Below are 17167 nucleotides of genomic sequence, written 5' to 3' on the forward strand. Positions count from 1 at the left end.
CATGTCTGAGTTGGTCAGCGTGATCATGCCTGTTCTCAACGAGTCGGCTTCGGTTGAGGGGGCGGTGAAGTCGATCCTGTCCCAGGAGGGCGTGGATGTTGAGGTGCTTGTTGTTGATGGCCGTTCTTCGGATGACACTGCGCAGATAGTGCGTCGGTTAGCGTCGCAGGATGAGCGGGTGCGCCTGTTGGATAACCCGAAGGTTGTGATCCCCTCGGGGTTGAATGTCGGGTTGGCTGCTGCGCGTGGGTCGTTTGTGGCGCGGGTTGATGGGCACGCGACGATCACGCCGGGGTATTTTGCGCAGGCGTTGAAGCGTTTTGCGGAGAATCCGAAGTTGGCTGCGGTGGGTGGTTTGCGTACCGGGGTTTCTTCCACTCCGACGGGGCGGGCAATTGGGTTGGTGCAGTCGAGCCCGTTTGCGATTGGTGATTCGATTAATCATTTCGGCACTGAGTATCAGTTGACTGATCATGCGTCGTTTGGAGTGTATCGCGCCGATGTTGCTCGTCAGGTCGGCGGCTGGGATGAGAACCTCATGGTCAATGAGGACGTGGATTTCGATCACCGGATTGCGTTGGCTGGGTATGAGATCGGTTTTGATCCTCAGATGGGGATCTTGTGGCATGTGCGTGACAACGTGCCGGATTTGTTCCGTCAATATCGACGCTATGGGCGGGGTAAAGCGTTGATGGTTCGTAAAAATGGCCGGGAGGCATTGCGGCCGCGTCACTTGGCGGCTCCGGTGGCGGTGATGGGCACGGTGGCGTTGGCTGCGCTGGCTTCGCGTCACCCACGGTTGGCGCTGGCTGGTTATGCCCCGTATTTGGGGGGTCTTGCTGTTGCGAGCACGAAGGCGTTGAAGAGTCGTGAGGATTCAGCGCCGGTGGACGTGAAATCGTTGCCGTTGGCGTTTGCGGGAATTCACTACGGGTGGGGTATTGGGTTCTTGGAGGGGTATGTGTTGGGTAAGCAGCCGCGTCGTACTAGTGGCCGTGATAATTCCGATGCTGAGTAGCCCTGTGGGTTTGTGATTGTGCCGGTGGCTTGAGGGAGTGTCTTGGGCCACCGGCACATGTGCTTGCGCGGGGTTTTCAGTTTTCGAGTAGTTCGAGGGTTTCGCCGTTTTGGCGGTATTTCTCTCCTGTGCTGGGACAGGTGAACAGTCCGTCTTCGCCGGGGGTGAGGGGTTCACCTGCACGGCCGACCCAGCCGATGCGTTTGGCGGGGACTCCGGCTACGAGTGCGTGTGCGGGGACGTTTTTGGTGACGACGGAGCCAGCTGCAACTAGGGCCCATGCTCCGATTTCGACTGGGGCAACGCATACGGATCGGGCGCCGATGGATGCTCCTTGGCGGCAGGTGACACCGACGTGTTCCCAGTCGTCTCCGCGTTTGAGGGTGCCGTCGGGGCTGATAGAGCGGGGGAAGTGGTCGTTGGTGAAGACGACTGCGGGGCCAACGAAGACGCCTTCTTCGAGTTCAGCGGGTTCGTAGACGAGGGCGTAGTTCTGGAGTTTGCAGTTGTCTCCCATTTTTACGCCGCTGCCGACGTAGGCGCCGCGTCCGATGATGCAGTTTTTCCCTAGTACTGCGTCTTCGCGGACTTGGGCTAGGTGCCAGACTGCGCTGCCTTCACCGAAGGTGGCGTTGTCGGCGACGTCGGCGCTTGCTTGAATGCGGACGGATGCCTCGGTCATGGTTCTCCTGCTGTTTGGGTGATGTGTGCAGTGCCGGTGTTGGGGTTTGCGGGCCTGCCGATCACGATTGGCGTGTTGGGGGAAGCCTAATTGTGTTGGGGGTGGCTTGGCGTGCTGCGACTGTGGCGATGGCGGTGATTGCAGATGGCGGTTTGTGCGTTGAGTTGGTGTTGATGTCGGTGTGGTCGGGTTGCCTTGACCTTGGGGGCAGGGTTTTAGCCTGATCCGGTCATGGAGAGGGAAGAAATGAAGATCGGTGATCTCGCGCTGAGGGCGGGTGTGACTGTGAAAGCTCTCCGGTACTACGAGTCGTTGGGTTTGTTGTCGCCGGGGCGCAGCGAAAATGGTTACCGCGTTTATAGCGAGAGAGATTTTCTCGTGACCTGTGAGATTAGGCATTTGGCGTCGTGTGGCATTCCGCCAAGTCGGGTTCGTCCGTTTATTGAGTGTCTCGATTCTGGGAATGAGTATTCGGATGATTGTCCTGAGGCTGCTCGTCTTTATGAGGAGACGATGGTGGAGATTGAGCGGGTGATGGGTGAGCTGACTCGTCGTCATGCCACGTTGGGTGAGCATCTGCGGCGGCGTGAGGAGCGCAGGTTGGCGGCTGAAAGTTCTTCCCTCGGAGATTAAAGAGTTTGGGGAAGGAATCATGCGTAACGTTTTGGAAGCGGTCGTGAAGCTGGATCGGGTGAGTTTGACTCTCACTCGTATTGGTTTGGCTGTCGTTACTTTGTGGATTGGTGGCCTCAAGGTTGTGCCGTATGAGGCTGAGGGGATCGCACCTTTTGTCGCGAACAGTCCTGTTATGAGTTGGCTTTACAACGATCCGGCTGGTTATAAGAGTCACCGGAATCCGGAGGGCGCTCTGGTTGCTGCTAATAAGGACTGGCATGCCATGAATGGCTCTTATGTCGCTGCTCTTCTTATTGGTGCCGCCATTGTGGCGATGGGTTTATTGATTTTGGGCCATTGGGTTCACCCTGTTCTTGGGGTGATCGGTGGTGTGGCTTTGACGGGGATGAGCTTTGTCACTTTGAGTTTTCTTGTGACTACTCCTGAGGCGTGGGTTCCTGCTTTGGGTTCTGCGGAGCACGGTTTTCCGTATCTTTCGGGAGTGGGGCGGCTGGTGATCAAGGATTCGATCATGCTGGGTGCCTCTTTGGTGGTGGCGGTGGATTCAGCGCGTTGTGCGTTGGCTCGCCTGTGATTGTGGGGGCTGCCCTGGCTGTTTGCTGTGGGCGGCCCACACAAGGTGGGTTGTGTGGCCGTGTCGTGCGGTGCGCGCCGAGGTTGTTTGAGGCGTTAATGTTGCGGAGAGCTTTTTGTTCCACCGTTTCTCGTGACCGTTTCTACGTGTTGTGGGGTTTCGTGTTCGGTGGGTTTCCTTTGCAGTCGCATCCGTTCGAGGAGATGTCGTACCTATGACCACCCCTACCCCGCCGCCGGATGCTGATCCTTTCCGTCCGCACATGTTGTATGTCGCGTGGGGTTTTCCGCCTTCACGTGGCGGTGGTGTGTATCGGGCGTTGGCCACTGTGAATGGTTCCGTGCGTCAGGGGTGGGATGTCACTGTTCTTACTGCTACGCGTGAAACGTTCATCGACTACACGGGTGCGGATTTTTCGCTAGAAGAGCAGGTGGATCCTGCTGTTGAGATAGTTCGGATTCCGTTTCCGTGGCCAAGCATGGATATGAATGTGCGGAATTGGTCGCCTTTGCGTGCTTTGGCTCCGAAGGTGTGGCGGCGCAGCCGTAAGTACCGGGATATGCGTGATTTTCCGGAGTCGAACTATGGGCCGTGGCGGCGTGATTTGGAACAGGCCGCGATTGATATCCATCAACGTAAGCGCGTGCATATGACGGTGGCGACGGCGAACCCGAATGTGGATTTCATGGCTGCGGATGCGTTGTATCGGCGTTTCCGGGTTCCGTATGTGATGGATTATCGGGATGCGTGGATGCTGGATGTTTTTGATGGAACGTTCTTGCATCCTGAGGGTGGTCGCGTCGATAAGTTGGAGCGGCGTTTGTTGGCGGATGCGCATGAGGTGTGGTTCGTTAATGAGCCGATTCGTGCTTGGCATGCCGAGCGTCATCCAGAGGTGGCTGAGCGGATGCACGTGGTGGCTAATGGGTATGACCCTGAGTTTGCGCCAGCGCCGACGGCTAAGGGTCCGGCGGCCGATAAGCCGTTGGTGTTTGGGTATATCGGGACGGCGAGTGCGCGGGTGCCGATCGCGGAGTTTGCTAAGGGGTGGGAGATTGCGCGGGGCCGTAGTGCTGAGTTGTCGAATGCACAGGCGCAGTTGTGGGGGTATTTGGGCTTTTATTCGGCTCCCTCGCCAGCGTTGCTGAATTTGGTGGAGGAGCACGCTAAAGACGAGTTGTCGTATCAAGGCCCTGTACCGAAGGCGAAGGTGCGGGAGATTTATGACACGTTTGATGCGTTGTTGTTGATTCTTGGCAAGGGCATTTACGTGACGAGCGGGAAGGTGTTCGAGTACGCGGCGAGCGCTTTGCCGATTGTTGCTGTGCATGATCCGGGGAACGCGGCGACGGATGTGTTGCGTGAGTATCCGTTGTGGTTCCCGGTGAAGGATTTGTCTCCGGAGTCGATTGCGGAGGCGTTGGTGGAGGCTGGGCGTGCGGCGCGGTCGGCTTCGGAGGAGACGCGGGCGGCGTGTGCGCAGTTTGCGCGCAGGTATGCGCGGGATATCCAGTTGGAGCCGCGTGTGTCGGCGTTGAAGGAGGCTGTCCCTGTGCCGCTTGGTGGGGTTGTGCTGGATGGTCCTGCGGGTGATGTGGAGGAACAGGCGTGAAGATTGTTTTGCTTGATACGGGTCGGGGTGTTTCTGCTGAGACGATCCGGATGTGGCGGGAGAATTTGGAGCTGTTGGACACCGATGAGGTGGAGCTGATGGCGTGGCAACCGCCGGTTGAGCCGTTGCCGGTGGCTCGGCATTTTGTGTTTGGTCCGCGGCTGGATGTGCGTCGGCCCGAGCCGTTGAGCGTGCAGACGCTGAATGGCTCTGATGGTGCGGATGTGGATGTGGCTGATTTGGTTGCCGAGCCGGCGGCGAGTGAGCGTGGTGGGGTTGCTGGTGCTGGAGGTGAGGAGTCTCCGGTGAGCGTGTCTGATCTTGCTGGTCAGATGGGTGAGGTGGTGCAGGACCATGTGACTCCCGGGCGTATCGCTGACCCGAATGGTGAGGTGTATCGCACGGGTGCGGAGGCGCGTGCTTCGGTGTCTTTGCCGAAGTATCACCCGGAGCGGGTGCGGCAGGGGGTGAAGTGGCGTAGCCGTAGGGTTAAGGCCAAGGCTGTTCAGGTAAAGCGGGCGGCGAAAGCAAATATTAAGGCTAGTGATAGGCCGTTGGCGAAGGTGGCACAGCAGGCGATTGCGGTGCGGCACGGCAGTATTTCGACGCGGTTTGCGGTGGCGTTGTCTCGGTCTCGGACGGCTTCGGAGGTGTTTGCGGGAGCGGATTTGGTGTTCCCTGTGGATGCGCGGTCGCAGCGGGGTGCGTGGTTGTTAGCTCGTCGACATCCTGGGCCGGATGTGGTGGTGGGGTATCCGGCGGCGAAGCGGGCGTTGCGGGCACGTCGCGCACGGTGATGTGTGTTTAAGCAGGGGCGAGGCTGTGTGGCTTCGCCCCTGCTTGTGTGTGTTGTGGGTGGTTGATGGTGCTGGTGAGGGTCCGTGAGATGGGGTGCTTGGGTCTCTACCCTTGTGTGTATGGATGCTGAGGTGAAAAGCGGCGACGAGGGTGGGCTGCGGGTGCTCGTGGTGGAGGATGACGACGACCTTCGGATGACGACGTCGTTGGTGTTGCGTAAGCAGGGTTTTGTGGTGGAGGCGGCTGCTGATGGTGTGGATGCGTTGGAGTTATTGGCGCGTTTAGATCGTGAGGGGCTTTCACCGCAGGTAGCGGTGGTGGATATTGCGATGCCTCGGATGGATGGGATCACGTTGACGCGGCGGTTGCGTGAGCGTGCTGCTCCGTTGGGGGTGATTATGTTGACGGCGCGGGAGTTGCCGTATGACCAGTTGGCTGGGTTTGAGGCAGGGGCGGATGACTATGTCATTAAGCCGTTCGATGGGGCTATTTTGGCGGCACGGATTGTGGCTGTGTCACGACGTTCTATGGCTGCTGGTGCGCAGGCGGGTGCGGGGGCTGGTTCAAGGTTGCCTGCGCCGAATGTGCAGGCGGTGGGTGATTTGCGGGTGGATCGGGATGGGATGACGGTGTTTCGGCATAGCGATGGGGCTGAGATCACTTTGTCGGGCACGGAGTTTCGTTTGTTGGCGACGTTTTTGGATCGTCCGGGCAGGGTGCTGACTAAGTCTCAGCTTTTGGATTTGGTGTGGGATATCGGTGATTGGGGTGATGATCACGTGGTTGAGGTCAGTATTGGTCGATTGCGTTCGAAGATTGGTCCGGGGATTATCCATACGGTGCGGGGGCTGGGGTACAAGCTGGTGGTGGAGTGAGTTTCGCTGAGTCTTCGTGTAGGTCGAGGAAGGGGTTGCCTGCATTACGGCGGTTGAGGTCGGTGCGGGTGTACATCACGGTGGCGGTGGCGGTGACATCGCTGTTGGTTTCGTGTGTGGTCAGTGGTGTGCTGGCGGTGCGGGCTGCGGATTCGGCGACGGATGCGGTGCGGGGGCAGGCGTTGGCACGGTTGATCGCTGCCAGCGAGGGGTACGCCTTGGATGGCCGGTTACGTTTGGGTGCTTCGATGGATACGGATTCTGCTCCGGAGGCGGTGCGTTCGGCGCTGGCTGACCCGAATACGAAGGAGAAGACCACCTATTACGACGGCGCGCACATGTGGGCTGCGACCAGGTTGGGTCCAGAGGTGGCGCTGGTGGTTCAGCTGGATGCTTCAACGTTGGCTAAGCAGAACGATGATCGTTTGCAGACGTTGGGTATCGCAGCTGCGGCGTCGTTGGTGTTGTCGGGTTTGTTGGGGTGGATTGCGGGTATCACTATCTCTTCACGGCTTCGCCGGGCAGCTGATGGGGTGGTGATGATCGCTGATGGTGAGGATGTTTCAGTGAGCCAGAAGGGTCATGATGAGGTGGCTGTGTTGACTGCGGCCATCGATGACATGGCGGCTACGCTGCGTGGGCGGGTGGAGTTGGAGCGTGCGTTTACCTCGGATGTGGCGCATGAGTTGCGTACGCCGTTGACGGCGTTGGTCAGTGCTGCGGAATTGTTGCCCGATGATGAGTCTTCTTCGATTGTGCGCCGGCAGGTGACTCGGCTGCGTCGTCTAGTAGATGACTTGTTGGAGTTGTCGCGGCTGGATCGGGCTGCTGAGCCTGCTGTTGTGGAGCGGGTGGATTTGGCGGTGACGGTGCAGGAGTCGTTGCGGCGTCTGGGTGATGTGGGCGCTGAGGTGGAGTTCGTGGTTGGCGCAACGGCTGAGGTGATGGTCGATACTCGACGGTTGGATCGTGTGATGAGCAACTTGGTGACCAATGTGGTGCGCCATGGTGGTGGTCAAGCGGTGATTCAGGTGGATGACAACACGTTGACGGTGCGTGATGCTGGCCCTGGTTATCCGCAAGACGTCATTGAGAATGGCCCTCGCCCGTTTCATGCCGGTACTGGCAGTAAGGGCTCGGGGCTGGGGTTGACGATTGCGTTTAAGCACGCTGAGACGATGGGGGCGGTGGTGACGTTGGGTCGTTCTGAGCCTGATGCTGAGCATCCGGGGCTTTCTGGCGCGCGGACCGAGGTGAGGTTTACGCGTGCGTGAGCTGGATCAGCGGCGGGCGTTCCAGACCGTGGTTTTTTCTTGTCCTTCGGGGACTTTGTCGGTGTAGGTGATTTCGATGCTGGTGTAGGCGCCAGCACCATTAGCGGTCAGTGCACCGGTGGCTTTGATCCGCACTGGGTAGGAGACGGGTTTTCCTTCAGCGCAGCTAGGGACACAGCTGTTTTCGCGCAGGACCGCGCTTGCTGTGGCCTGTGTGTCTCCCCAGCTTTCCCATTTCACTGAGTCAAGGGCCGAGTTGGAGTCGGCACAGGCAAGGGTGAAGGAAGAGGGGCGTTGAACAAGCGATTTATCACAGTCTTGGAGGTAGAACTGACCTTTTTTCGCTGAACTGTTCAGGGCTGTACCGCCGTCTGCGCTGGCGGGTGTCACTGCCGGTAGGGCCGACCCGCGCGCTGCGGTCACGGTTCCTTGATCTGGGACAGAACAGCCAGTGAGGGCTATGAGGAGCGCCATCGCTGCGGTTGCAGCCATTTTTGCGCGTTTGCTCATGGGCTGTGCCATGCCTTATGTCCTCTCGTGGGACTGCTCGTGCAGTGAGGGTGTACCTGCCGGCCGGTGGGGTTGCGTTCTCTGGGGAGTGTCCGGCCGGCAGGCGAGTGAGGAGGGTCAGCTGCTGTGAACGATGGCGTGGGCGGTGCGGCCATCAGGTGCGATGAGTGTCAGACGGATCCAGGAGCCTTTGAGGTCGGCAGGGATCATGATGTCGGCGCTGAGGGCACCTGCGTCTGCAGCTGGGTGGAGGGTGCCTTTAATGCCGTGTGGTCCAACAACGGTGGCGTGGGTGAAGCTGCGGCCGGTTTTGTCGCTGCCTGCATCTGCGAACACGGTTAGTTCGTGTCCGTGTTTGAAGGTGGATTCAGTCCACAGACGGACGCTGGGGGCTTTGGGCCCGGCGGTCTTGCGCACGGCTGCGACTGTTTGAGCTTCGGTCGGTGCTGCCGAGGCGGTGCTGTCCTGCGCGATGATGCCTAGCGAGGGTCCTGCGATGAGGGAGACCGCTAGGACTGCAGAAGCGATTTTACCTGCGGAAAAACGAGCGGACATTGCTTTCTCCTTCACATGACCATCGACACCGTCGGTGGTGCATTCAGTGTCTTTGACGGTGGGGAACGCCTCGCGTGAGCGAGGCGCCCGGCCCCTGATTTCCGGGTTTCCCTACCGACATCTAGAACTCTGGAGCACGAACCTCACAAGAACCTCACATGACTTTCACGTACACAGCACATATGTCTTGACCGGGTCTGATCACAGGCGCGTAGGCCCCGAAAACTGTTATTTAGCAGTGCCTGAGGCAGTTGGGATGCGTCACATCGCACGTGCTGGCGGGCCAAAACGATAAGCTCCCTGCGGCATACCCTGGGGAGGAAAAACGTGAACGCACACGCCATCGGCTTTGACCGCGACAAGTACATCCGTATGCAGACCGAGCACATTAGTGCACGTCGAGCACAGTTCGGCGGGAAGCTGTACCTGGAGTTCGGTGGAAAGCTTTTTGATGACCATCACGCCTCGCGTGTGCTGCCCGGTTTCACCCCGGACAACAAGCTGGTCATGCTCGAGTCGATGAAAGACGACGTCGAGATGGTCGTTGTTGTTAATGCTCGAGACCTTGCTTCTAACAAGGTCCGTGGCGATTTGGGTATCGGCTACGACGCAGATGTGCTCCGCCTGGTCGATGAGTTCCGCACCTATGGCTTGTACGTCGGCAGCGTGGTGATTTCTCACTGGAGCGAAGACAACCGCACCGCGAAAGCTTTCAAACGCAAACTCGAACGTTTGGGTCTGACTGTCTACCGCCACTACCCCATCAAGGGCTACCCCAACGATGTCGCGCTCGTTGTGAGTGAAGAGGGCTACGGACGCAACGACTACATCGAAACCACCCGTAACCTTGTCGTTGTCACTGCCCCTGGCCCAGGTTCGGGAAAGATGGCCACGTGTCTTTCGCAGCTGTACCAGGACCACCAGCGCGGTGTGGAGTCTGGCTACGCGAAGTTTGAGACATTCCCGATCTGGAACCTGCCACTGGATCACCCCGTGAACCTGGCTTATGAGGCCGCTACTGCCGACCTCGACGACGTCAACATGATTGACCCGTTCCATCTGGCTGCGCACGGTGAGCAGACAGTGAACTACAACCGTGACGTCGAGGTTTTCCCGGTCTTGAATCTGCTGTTCGAGCAGATTATGGGGTCTTCTCCCTACGCCTCCCCCACCGACATGGGGGTCAACATGGTGGGCTTTTGCATCAGCGATGACGAGGTCGTCCGCTATGCCTCCAAGCAGGAAGTGATCCGCCGCTACTTCAAGGCTTTGGCCCGCGAGCACAAAGAGCAGATCGAACCAGTTGAGAGCGAACGTATCGCGCTAACGATGAGCAAACTCGGGGTCGTCGACACTGATCGTCCTGTCGTCGAACCTGCCCGCAAGCTCGCTAAGCGTTCTAAGGGCCCCGCCGCTGCGATCGAACTACCTGATGGGCGCATCATCGCTGGCAAGACCAGCTCACTGCTAGGGCCGAGCTCTGCAATCCTGCTTGACGCGCTCAAAGCATTGGCTGGCATCGACGACAAGGTGCATCTGCTCTCCCCCGAGACGGTCGCACCCATCCAAGCTCTCAAAACACAGCATTTGGGTAGTCACAACCCGCGCCTGCACACCGATGAGGTGCTTATTGCCCTGGCTGTGGGCGCCAAGCACGATGAAAACGCTCGCCGGGCTCTAGAGCAGCTGCAGAATCTACATGGCTGCGATGTGCACTCCTCCACGATCTTGGGCAGCGTCGATGAGGGCATTTTCCGAAACCTGGGTGTACAGGTGACCTGCGAACCCGCTTACGCAACGAAGAAGCTCTACCGCAAGAGCTGATCTACCTTGCCAGCCAGGGGCTTTCCATCGCTTGTGTCTGGTAGAAAGCCCCTGGTCGTTGCAGTGAAACTGGTGCCGTTTTCTCAGGAGTGGATATTCAGCTGCTCAGCCAGCAGTGCCGCGGATCGGGTGCCGTCATGCACTTGGCGGACAAACTCTGGTCCAGAAGCAGCCACTGCGCTGAATCCGTCACGATCAGTGAGGACTTCACGCAGCACTGCCTCTAAACGGTCTGCAGGTGCCTCAACCACCGGCACTTCCAGCCCCGTCTGAGACTTCACATGCTCACGAACTTCTTCGATGACATGTCCAAGCACGAGTTTTCCTGCCGCCATCGCTTCACACGCGGCTACCCCGTACCCGCCTAAAGCGAATTGGTCGAGCACAATGTCAGCGCCCTTGACCAGGTCGACCATTTCTTTCTGTGTGGCACCTTCTACCCGCTCATATCGGATGAGCCCTTCTTCGACGAGCGGCCCCACCGCAGCTTCGACGTGAGCGCTTCCTTTCAGCGAAGATCGGCTCGGTGTGTGGAGCACTACCGGTACCGGTTTGTCCAGCACAGCAGACTCCGCGCTCCACATCTGGACGTCAACCACCACTGGAAGCCAATGCGCACCTGGCATGTGCCGCAACAAATCTGGTGTTGAGACAAACACAGGACCGCCGAAGGCATCGTCAGCCATGAAGGCTCGCACTTTCGGCGCGAGGATATCCACTACCCGCTGCAACCGAGCGGTTTGCTCATCTGCCGGGTCAACGAAAGGCGACCATGGTGTCTGCTGGGCATTGATCGACGGGTTACGGATCTCGCTGCCGTGCAGCAGCAGTCCCACCCGTACACCTGCCGCGCGCAACACTTTCACATCCCCAACAAAGTCATGCCCATGCCGCAGCCCGAACACAGGCCGCCCGGCCTCCACCAGAGCATGCGTCCAGTCCTTCACTGCACGATTCTCCAGTGCCTGCGCCCATTTGGCGTCACGCCGATAGGTTGTCGTCTCGACCCAGGTGTCATGCGGATACCGGAACTTCTGTCCTCGGTCCACTTCCATCACAGACGTGCTCACCCCGGGTATCGCTCGCTCAAGTGCCTTAGCCCACTGCCATGCCTGGCCAGCCATATTCGCTGGCCCAAACCCGACGTAACTTGCCCTGTCATCGTGACTAATTGGCCGCTCTACCATCTCTTCTAGAGTTGAACTAGATTGCGGCTCGCTTATTCCTGCATCCCCGACGGCGACACTGTTCGCCCGCACCATCAACGACTTCCCTACCGGAAGCCCTCGACGGAACAGGTCGCGGTATAGCTCGCGTAGTGTTTTTTCCTGATATTCCCAGGCGTATGGCGTCAATAGGTCGGTGTTTTGGCGGATACGTTTCTGAAATTCATCTTTACGCGATAGTGCTTCTTTGACCGCTGTCGCGAATGAGGCTGGGTTTCCTGCCTCATGAACTAGCCCCACCTGCTCACGCTCAACGAATTCTTTCTGTGCACGCGTATCGCTGACAACCACTGGTAGACCGGCGAATAAGTACTCGAACAACTTGTTCGCGAGCGCGAACTCGTGGCTGCCGAAGTGCAGGATGGGAATGAGTCCAAGGTCTGCTTCGGCGACAAAACCGCTTACGTGATCTGGGCGCACTGGATCGATGAAGTGCACTCGGTCCTCGACGCCACAGGTTCGCGCCAATTCGGTGAGTTCGCGTACTGGGGCTGTGGTGGTTCGCGGCACGCATACCACTGCCACATGCACCTCAGGTAGTGCAATTAACGCGCGTATGGCTGTATCAACTCCTCGTGCGGCAGTGACTCCTCCCGAATACACCAGTAGTGGTGTTTTTTTATCAACGCCGCATACCTCACGAAGTGAGACCTCTGCCGAGCGTTCAGCTGCGGAAAGCACTGGGGCATTCATCACCACTGTTGGTTGTCTGGCTAGGTCGTAGTCTTTCTGCAGCTGCTCAGCCAGGGGTTGTGTCACTGTGACCACGGCGTCGGCGTCGCGGATGTATTCGTTCTGCAGATCAAGGTAGGCAGCACGCTTGCGCACTGGCCTGCCTGGATAGATCGAAAGACCAGCTACGTATTCGTGAGCGTCGTAAACCCAGGCCGCTTCCTTACCGTTGGCTCGTCTACGTGCTACCGCCCGCGCCGCGACCCCAACCATGTGCACGTCGTGGGCGTGGATGATGTCCCATTCCAGGGAATCAATTACTGGGTCAAATGCGAGCGCGTAGTCGTCAATTTCAGGGATATCGCGACGCCAGGCTACGAGGGCGGCAGAGTTGTCGATTGATTCGTACAGTTTGTGGCGCCAGTTATCTTCATACTTGCTCAAACGTGTGGCCTGTTGTTCAAGCTTTGTTTGCGCTACTCGCCATAGGGCTGCTCGGGTGGCACGGTTTGCTCCGTTAGCGCCTTTTTGTTCGGCAGCTTCCCGTTGGCGCAGGCTGAGTTGGAGTTCGCGCAGTCTTTTTTCGCGCGGAGATGGCTCGTTCACCACGATGAGGCGTTTGTCTCGTCGTGCTTTGCGGGCGGCGTTGGCTCGGTCACGGAATCGCCATGCCACCGGTACGCGCACGATGCGTACTGGGCCTAGCGTTGACTGTTCCCGCACTCCTGTGGAGCTGTATCCCAAAATGGTGACCTCAATATCACCGTCAGCTAGCGCCAGCGCAGTTTTGAGGACACGGGTGTCGTGGCGAATGTCATTGCCAACCATCATGAGAACGCGTCGCGGAGTCACCTGTACCACTGTAGTTCCTGACTGTTTTCACGGTGGCGTACCCCCTGTATGCGCCGTAACGCCGATACGCTCAATTCTTATGCGAGGCGAAGATATTGCTGAGGAGTCAGGCTTACTGGCCAGTGGCGAACTCAACACTTCTCGTCCGCTATTGGTGACGTGGTTTTCCTATCTCGTCGCTGCGGGAGGAGCTTGCGCCGTTGTTTTTACGGTGGCTGGCGGGTTGCTATCTCTTCCCCTGCACGAGATGGGGCTAGAGAACACTTTTTTGTGTGTTGTCGCTTCGGTATCGTTTGTTGCTTTTATCAGTAGCGGCCCGCATATTTTTCGCCCTATCGCTTGGGCTTTGCCTTTTTTTGTTGCCGCTTTTGTTTTCTGGTCTCCGTATGCTTTGGCTCGAACTCCTGACGTACGTGCTGGTGAGCTTGAGTTGACGCGGCTGTTTACGGCTTTTGTCATGGCTTTAGCTGTTTATGCGTGCACGCAAGCAACTAGCGTTGGGATGACTGGTATGCGGCTGGGGTGGTTTTTTGGACTTGTCTTGTCGGTTGGTGTGGCTGGGTGGGAGATTTTTACACGGCAGCATTTGTGGATCTCTGCGAGGAATCCGTTTATTTTTCCTGAACCTGTCGTGGTGGGCACTTATATCAATCCCAATAATTTCGCGACTGCTTTGGTGGCGATGATTGTTGGGGCGATTGCGTTGGCGGCGCAGTCGCGTTCGCGCTTGTTTTCTGTCGTTGTGCTGGGTGTGGTTGCTGCTGGTTGTGTGGCGGTAGTTGTTACTCAAAGCCGTTCGGGGGTGTTGGCGCTGGTTGTTGTGCTGGCGTTGGAGGTGCGGCGGCGGATGCTTACTCGTCGTGGGGATCGTTCGCTAGCTTGGCGGCAACGGTGTGCTGGAGTATCTGGACGAGCTCGTGTGCTGGTGGGTGTGGTGTGTGGGGTTATCTGCTGCGGGGTTGTTGCTGCTTTCACCGTGCCAGCGTTAGTGGCGCGTAATCCTGTTATGCAGATGCTGGTGGCGCAGGGTGGGTCAGAAACGCGGCGCTCGGACACTCTTCGGTTGCAGTTGTTGAAGGCTGCGTGGCGTTATTTGCGTGATTCGGGGTGGCTTGGTTCGGGGGCTGGGTCTTTTGAATATTTGTTGTGGCATGATCCGGCTCCTGCAACTTTGAAGCTGACGAATCTTCACAACGCTTTTATGGAGCTACTGACTCAATACGGTGTTCCTATTGCTGTTTGTTACGGAGTGTTCGTCATTGGGGTACTGGTGACGCTGGCGGGGTCTGTACGTGTCCCTGACACCCGTGTCGCACGGTATGAGGCAGTCGGTTATCTCATTGCGCTTATTGCTTTGGGTATTGCAGCCAGTTCAGCTCTGCATGTTGGGACGTGGTGGGTCATGCATGCGGCTGCTGGTGCGTGTGCGTGGCGGGTTGCTACGCACACGCACCGTTTGCCGTTACGGGGGCAGGAAGCTGCGCGGTCAGTCGATCCAGGTGGCAAGGACGTTTGCTGATTTAGTGCCGTCGTGTACTGCTCGAACGAACTCTTGCCCTGCTCGGCTGAGCGCTATTCGCCGCTGCGGATCTTCTGCCAGGTTGCGTAGCACCTGTTCGATTTGATCTGGCTCGGCCTCAACGATAGGCAGCTCTAGACCGGTGTCCGCGGTGATCTGTTCGCGGGTTTTTTCGGTCACATGCCCCACGACAACTCGCCCCGCCGCCATCGCTTCACATGCAGTAACACCGTATGTGCCAAGCGCGAATTGGTCGAGAACGACGTCGGCTGCTGCGTATCGGGCCCGCATACGGCTCGGCGCAGTGCCACCGACGTTGGAGTATGTGATGACACCTTCGTGAGCTAGGTCGGTGACTGCTGGTTCAATAAGCATCGTTCCTTGCAACAGCGAATGGCTGGGGGCGTGCATCACGCGCATTACCCCTTCGTGGGGGTTTTGTTCTTCGCTTTGCCAAGAGTCGACATCGACCACGATTGGGCACCAACGTGCCTGAGGCACATAGTCGAGTAGGTCGGGAGTGGAAACGAATGTGTGCCCGCAGAATTGGGTCATCGCTTCGATGGTGCGCTGTGCGCGCTGTTCCAGCACTTCGAGCGAGGGCACACCGTCCCAGATTTCACCGTAAGGAGACCAGGCGTGCTCTTTACGGTGAAGGCTGGGAACGCGCACGTCTGCACCGTGGGCGATGAGCGCCACGTTCAGCCCTGCTTCGCGCAGTACTGGTATCTCGCCGGTGGCGCGGGTTCCATGCCGGAAACCGGTTACGGGACGCAGTGCTTCGATGAGAATGTGCGTGTAGAACTCGCTGAGATAGCGCTCTTGCCGTTCGCTCCAGCTTTCGTCAGAAAAGAATGTTGGGTCGATCTGGTAGTCGCTCGGAAAGCGCAGGAGATGGCCGCGGGTTGCCATCGAGGTAGCGGATACGCCATCTAAATGCGTGCGCAGGGCGCGTGCCCAAGCTGTTCCTTGTCCGGCGAGGTTAGCTGGCCCAATAAACACTCGTCGTGCAGCGGTGAGGTCGGGGACAGGTTTGAAAGGGGCTACTGGTTCGGCTTCACGTTCAGCGAGTGCGTCGGTGGCGGTAGCGATTTTCCCGCCGGTGAAGTGCTCGGAGAGCACTTTCGCTGATAGTCGCCCGTCATGAATTTCGGCGACGTAGTCCGGCCCTTTCGCGGCGAAGGCACGGGCGCTATCGCGGTTGGTGATGATATCGAGGAGGACTTCGCGCAGGGTTTCGACAGTTGCTTCTTTGATAGGGATATCCAGTCCGGAGACTTCTTTGACACGCTGACGCACCACGTCACCTAGGAATGCCACAACTACGCGGCCAGCGGCGAGTCCTTCAATTGCAGTTACTCCATACAGCCCCATGACGAGCTGGTCGATAACGATGTCAGCTTCGCTGAACTCGCGTTGAATGTCAGCGTGAGATACGCCTCGGGGGGTGCGGTATTCGATGTGTCCTTCTTCGGCGAGCTGGGTGCAAATCTCGTCGATGAAGTCGCTTCCTTTGAGTTTGCCGTTGCTGGGAATGTGCACTACGCGTGGGATGGGGCGCGCCAGGAGGGGCCAGTCGGAATCCCAGTGGTAGGTGTCGATGACGGTAGGGCACCAGTGGGCGCGCGGGGCATAGTCGATGAGGTCTGGGGTGGAAACGAAAACGGGGCCGTCGAACTGTTCGATGATGCGGGCGTTGTTGAGGGCTCGCTTTTCGAGGATTTGGTACGTCCTGTCTTCGGGGTCATCGAAGGGGCTGTGCGGGAACATTTGTGCGTGTTTGGAGGGGACACGTAGGTCAGATCCGTGGGATATCAGCGCAACGGCTAGTCCTGCTTCGGTGAGTCGTTTGATTTCAATCTCGCAGGTGTTGCCGTATCGGGTTCCGAATAGGGGACGTTCGGCTTCGATGAGGGCGTGGGTGTAGTGGGCGAAGACGTATTTTTCTTGCTCTTTTTGCCAGCCAATGTCGCGGTAGGCCTCAGGGGCTACTTCTTGATCGACGGGAAAACGGATGGCTCCTTTGACAGCCATGGAGCGGGCTCCAACGCCGGTGATGTGTGTCTCCATCGCGTCTGCCCAAGCTTTTCCTTGGCCTGCGAAGTTCGCGGGGGCTACCCATACTCGAACAGGTTCGTTGGGCAGGAATGGTCGGCGTGAGGCGGCGGCCAGGACTGCTGGGTCAATCGGCGCTGCTGGGGTTTTGCCGGTGCTGGAGTCAACAATGCGCACGGCAGCGGCGGGTAGGTGACGTCGTACGACACGCAGCTGTGTTTTGACCGGATCAGGCAAAGCTTTACGGAGAGGTGATTGCGGACCAAGCGCGAGCCGTAGTGCCTTTCGTGCCGCTTTGCTCGCGGCTCGTCGTGCGTTATTCGGGGTGGACGCGCTCATGGAAGTGGCCTCCCTCTCGTTGGGCGCTTTGTCGTGTGCTGTGGAGTTGGGCCTGCGGCGGTGGTGGAATCGCGTGTGAGGCGTCCGGAGTTCATTCTGCCGTGTTTTGGGCGCTGTGGCCCGCCGTCAGGCTGGGTGATTCGCGC

The 17167-nt window shown here is 58.4% G+C and carries 14 protein-coding genes; 9 read left to right on the top strand and 5 right to left on the bottom strand.

Annotation, left to right across the window (positions count from 1 at the left end; genetic code table 11):
- Nucleotide 1 precedes the first annotated feature (1 nt).
- Complete coding sequence (locus tag CKV89_RS10930) at nt 2-1018, top strand: glycosyltransferase family 2 protein (protein ID WP_028326698.1); 1017 nt, start codon at nt 2-4, stop codon at nt 1016-1018.
- Nucleotides 1019-1094: 76 nt separating this feature from the next.
- On the opposite strand, the gene CKV89_RS10935 is transcribed toward CKV89_RS10930, so the two are convergent.
- Complete coding sequence (locus tag CKV89_RS10935) at nt 1095-1700, bottom strand: acyltransferase (protein ID WP_028326699.1); 606 nt, start codon at nt 1698-1700, stop codon at nt 1095-1097.
- A gap of 285 nt (nt 1701-1985) precedes the next feature.
- Here CKV89_RS10935 and CKV89_RS10940 point away from each other — a divergent pair, with 285 nt between their 5' ends.
- From CKV89_RS10940 to CKV89_RS10965, 6 genes are all read left to right on the top strand, one after another.
- Nucleotides 1986-2333: a MerR family DNA-binding transcriptional regulator gene (locus tag CKV89_RS10940; protein WP_231935392.1), complete on the top strand. Its 348-nt coding sequence runs from the start codon at nt 1986-1988 to the stop codon at nt 2331-2333.
- A gap of 19 nt (nt 2334-2352) precedes the next feature.
- Nucleotides 2353-2910, top strand: a complete 558-nt coding sequence (locus CKV89_RS10945; protein WP_028326700.1) for a DUF417 family protein — start codon at nt 2353-2355, stop codon at nt 2908-2910.
- A gap of 214 nt (nt 2911-3124) precedes the next feature.
- Nucleotides 3125-4522: a glycosyltransferase gene (locus CKV89_RS10950; protein WP_197697053.1), complete on the top strand. Its 1398-nt coding sequence runs from the start codon at nt 3125-3127 to the stop codon at nt 4520-4522.
- Nucleotides 4519-5319: a hypothetical protein gene (locus CKV89_RS10955; protein WP_084440872.1), complete on the top strand. Its 801-nt coding sequence runs from the start codon at nt 4519-4521 to the stop codon at nt 5317-5319. The genes CKV89_RS10950 and CKV89_RS10955 overlap by 4 nt, the downstream gene beginning before the upstream one ends.
- 120 nt (nt 5320-5439) lie before the next feature.
- Entirely contained in the window at nt 5440-6195 is a 756-nt protein-coding gene (locus tag CKV89_RS10960) for a response regulator transcription factor (protein ID WP_084440873.1), read from the top strand.
- Nucleotides 6192-7469 carry a sensor histidine kinase gene (locus CKV89_RS10965; protein ID WP_154657587.1) on the top strand — a complete coding sequence of 426 codons (1278 nt, stop codon included), beginning with the start codon at nt 6192-6194 and terminating at the stop codon, nt 7467-7469. Before CKV89_RS10960 ends, CKV89_RS10965 begins: the two co-directional genes overlap by 4 nt.
- Before the next feature lie 6 nt (nt 7470-7475).
- Here CKV89_RS10965 and CKV89_RS10970 read toward each other — a convergent pair whose 3' ends face one another.
- Together CKV89_RS10970 and CKV89_RS10975 are read right to left on the bottom strand one after the other, a co-directional pair.
- Nucleotides 7476-7991: a hypothetical protein gene (locus CKV89_RS10970; protein ID WP_051277208.1), complete on the bottom strand. Its 516-nt coding sequence runs from the start codon at nt 7989-7991 to the stop codon at nt 7476-7478.
- Between the two features lie 105 nt (nt 7992-8096).
- Nucleotides 8097-8534 carry a hypothetical protein gene (locus CKV89_RS10975; protein ID WP_028326706.1) on the bottom strand — a complete coding sequence of 146 codons (438 nt, stop codon included), beginning with the start codon at nt 8532-8534 and terminating at the stop codon, nt 8097-8099.
- 372 nt (nt 8535-8906) lie between these two features.
- Between CKV89_RS10975 and CKV89_RS10980 the strand changes: the two genes are divergently transcribed.
- Entirely contained in the window at nt 8907-10358 is a 1452-nt protein-coding gene (locus CKV89_RS10980) for a DUF1846 domain-containing protein (RefSeq protein ID WP_051277387.1), read from the top strand.
- A gap of 83 nt (nt 10359-10441) precedes the next feature.
- On the opposite strand, the gene CKV89_RS10985 is transcribed toward CKV89_RS10980, so the two are convergent.
- Entirely contained in the window at nt 10442-13108 is a 2667-nt protein-coding gene (locus CKV89_RS10985) for a glycosyltransferase family 4 protein (RefSeq protein ID WP_231935393.1), read from the bottom strand.
- 79 nt (nt 13109-13187) lie between these two features.
- Between CKV89_RS10985 and CKV89_RS10990 the strand changes: the two genes are divergently transcribed.
- Nucleotides 13188-14627, top strand: coding sequence for an O-antigen ligase family protein (locus CKV89_RS10990; RefSeq protein WP_157728111.1), 1440 nt, complete (start codon nt 13188-13190; stop codon nt 14625-14627).
- On the opposite strand, the gene CKV89_RS10995 is transcribed toward CKV89_RS10990, so the two are convergent.
- Entirely contained in the window at nt 14595-17021 is a 2427-nt protein-coding gene (locus tag CKV89_RS10995; RefSeq protein ID WP_154657588.1) for a glycosyltransferase, read from the bottom strand. The genes CKV89_RS10990 and CKV89_RS10995 overlap by 33 nt on opposite strands.
- Nucleotides 17022-17167: the final 146 nt, after the last annotated feature.

This window comes from Dermatophilus congolensis (assembly GCF_900187045.1).
Lineage (GTDB): Bacteria > Actinomycetota > Actinomycetes > Actinomycetales > Dermatophilaceae > Dermatophilus > Dermatophilus congolensis.

Coding starts and splice junctions, on each gene's coding strand:
- CKV89_RS10950 (WP_197697053.1), top strand. CDS start 3,125: ATGACCACCCCTACCCCGCCGCCGGATGCTGATCCTTTCCGTCCGCAC.
- CKV89_RS10930 (WP_028326698.1), top strand. CDS start 2: ATGTCTGAGTTGGTCAGCGTGATCATGCCTGTTCTCAACGAGTCGGCT.
- CKV89_RS10935 (WP_028326699.1), bottom strand. CDS start 1,700: ATGACCGAGGCATCCGTCCGCATTCAAGCAAGCGCCGACGTCGCCGAC.
- CKV89_RS10970 (WP_051277208.1), bottom strand. CDS start 7,991: ATGGCACAGCCCATGAGCAAACGCGCAAAAATGGCTGCAACCGCAGCG.
- CKV89_RS10975 (WP_028326706.1), bottom strand. CDS start 8,534: ATGTCCGCTCGTTTTTCCGCAGGTAAAATCGCTTCTGCAGTCCTAGCG.
- CKV89_RS10995 (WP_154657588.1), bottom strand. CDS start 17,021: ATGAGCGCGTCCACCCCGAATAACGCACGACGAGCCGCGAGCAAAGCG.
- CKV89_RS10990 (WP_157728111.1), top strand. CDS start 13,188: ATGCGAGGCGAAGATATTGCTGAGGAGTCAGGCTTACTGGCCAGTGGC.
- CKV89_RS10960 (WP_084440873.1), top strand. CDS start 5,440: ATGGATGCTGAGGTGAAAAGCGGCGACGAGGGTGGGCTGCGGGTGCTC.
- CKV89_RS10945 (WP_028326700.1), top strand. CDS start 2,353: ATGCGTAACGTTTTGGAAGCGGTCGTGAAGCTGGATCGGGTGAGTTTG.
- CKV89_RS10980 (WP_051277387.1), top strand. CDS start 8,907: ATGCAGACCGAGCACATTAGTGCACGTCGAGCACAGTTCGGCGGGAAG.